Origin of the sequence: Desulfosporosinus metallidurans (genome assembly GCF_001936615.1) — a bacterium.
GTDB lineage: Bacteria > Bacillota > Desulfitobacteriia > Desulfitobacteriales > Desulfitobacteriaceae > Desulfosporosinus > Desulfosporosinus metallidurans.
This window is the reverse complement of the sequence record NZ_MLBF01000134.1, coordinates 1-2071: the sequence shown is the minus strand read 5'-3', so window position 1 is coordinate 2071 and position 2071 is coordinate 1. Positions and strand designations below refer to the sequence as shown.

Annotated in this window: 2 protein-coding genes and 1 pseudogene; all 3 read left to right on the top strand. The window is 36.6% G+C overall.

Features of this window, described 5'->3' with window-relative positions; translation table 11 throughout:
* Positions 1–359 (top strand): annotated as a pseudogene (locus DSOL_RS28305) (hypothetical protein); the annotation flags it as partial.
* 505 nt (positions 360–864) lie between these two features.
* A complete protein-coding gene (locus DSOL_RS25910; protein ID WP_075367574.1) occupies positions 865–1161 on the top strand; it encodes an ArsR/SmtB family transcription factor in 297 nt (98 codons plus the stop codon).
* Between the two features lie 158 nt (positions 1162–1319).
* On the top strand, positions 1320–2071 hold a 752-nt coding region (locus tag DSOL_RS25905), incomplete at its 3' end, for an EFR1 family ferrodoxin (RefSeq protein WP_075367573.1).

Here is a 2071-nt window from a genome sequence, read left to right as displayed (position 1 = left end):
TTACTCAAGCTCAAGAGGACGCTATTACTCCTGAAAAAGGCGACTTCAAGAGAGGACCCCAGGAAGGACTTAAATCTAACTTCGCAGCTCTCGTAACAGCGGGAACGATAACTCAAGCTCAAGCAGATGCAATCACAACTGCGATTACAACAGCTACAAAATCAGAGAGTGGAGTTAAAACCGCTTTGGACGCTCTCGTAACGGCGGGAACAATTACTCAAGCTCAAGAGGATGCTATTACTCCTAAAATAGGCGACTTCAAGAGAGGATCTAATAATCGATTTAAAACTGCATTGGACAGCCTAGTAAAAGCAGGAACAATTACGCAGGCGCAAGAGGACGCTATTCAAGGTTCGTAGGACTCAAGAAGAGTTCATTATTAATTTCGACCTACTACCCTAAGGAACTATTGTGTGTAACGAAGCCGTATTTTTTACTACATTTAAAATCCCCTCTTACCGAGGGGATTTTAAGCCGTCGGCAAAATATCCTTTTCAAAAAACAAAGAAGATGTAACAATTCTAGAATTCCATTATCCTAAAGAAAATATAGACAAAAATCTTTCTCTTGTTGAAGCATTACGTGAATTTCAAAAATGTATCACCAACGCATTTTGTTTTTGAGTTGAAGAGTGGGATGAGGGTGGAGGAAATGGAAGAATAAACTCAGAGTTGGATAAGGGAGCATCTTGAAATGTGGTGCTCCCTTATCCTTCAAACCGAAAAAACAGCTCAACAAATTGTTAGAGGCGGAAATAACGAACAGATCGTTTTATCTCGTCCGGCATTGACAGGATCATTTAGACCAGTTACAATTAATTCGATAGTTGTCAAATCTTTTATATGATGAGTTTGGAGTTGGAATATGGACACGAAAAAAGTGGCAAAGCTATTCAAAGCACTATCTAATCCCAATAGACTAGAATTGTATTTTAAAATTGCCGAGATGCATGAATCTAGTTTTCAAACCGACTGTGAATGCTTTGTTTCAGATATCATCAGCTCTCTGAATATCGGTGCTCCTACTATTTCACATCATATCAAAGAATTGGTGAATGCCGATTTGATTAGTACAGAAAAAAAAGGAAAATTTTTAATCTGCAGAGTGAATGAAGAGTTAGTCGAAGAAGTTAGCAAATTGTTATCATTACAGCATAAATGATTTATCAGTGTTCATAATTTGCCAAACAGTTCGATAGTTATAAAACTATAGAACTGTTAAACCATTATTATCACCCATGAAGAAATCTTAGGGCTTTCCGAAACTTCAAGAGACTGTATCATTCAGACAAAAGAAAGATAGAATCAATGGAGGTATATATGAAAGTATTTTATTTTACCGCTACTGGTAACTGTTTAGATGTCGCAAAAAGATTTGGAGGAGAACTTTATTCGATACCAAAAGTCTTAAAAGGCAACCAATTACATTTTGAAGATGAAAGAATCGGCCTTGTATTTCCCTGTTATGGATTTGCCGCACCCAATATTGTCCGCGAATTTATAGAGAAGATCACCCTCAAGAGCCCCTATATTTTTGTTATTATGACCTATGGAAACAAGCTTGCTGGAGGCGCCAATTGGTTTGTGCGGTTTGCAAAGGAGAATAATATTCATATTCAATATGCAGACGGTTTGCTCATGATTGATAACTATTTACCAATATTTAATATCGATAAACAAAAGATGAAGAAGAAAAATATTGAAGAGAATTTGAGCCGGTTGTTGAACGATGTGAATCAAGAGAAGCGATACATCAGGAGTGAAACGTTCTCTGATTCGATGTGGACTAAAGTCATTCAATACTTCTACAAAATAAATCCAAACTTTAATACAGATAAAGATTTTTCTGTTGGGAACGAATGCAATCATTGTGGAACGTGTGTAAAGGTTTGCCCTCGGGACAACATAAAACTTGACGAGTTTAAACCAGTATATGGGGGAAATTGTGAATTTTGTCTTGCCTGTATAAACCTTTGTCCGCAAAAGGCGATCCGACTAAAGAAAGAAAGTAATCCGAATGCTCGGTTTAGGAATGAAAATGTAACTTTAAAAGAAATTATTAAATCAAATGA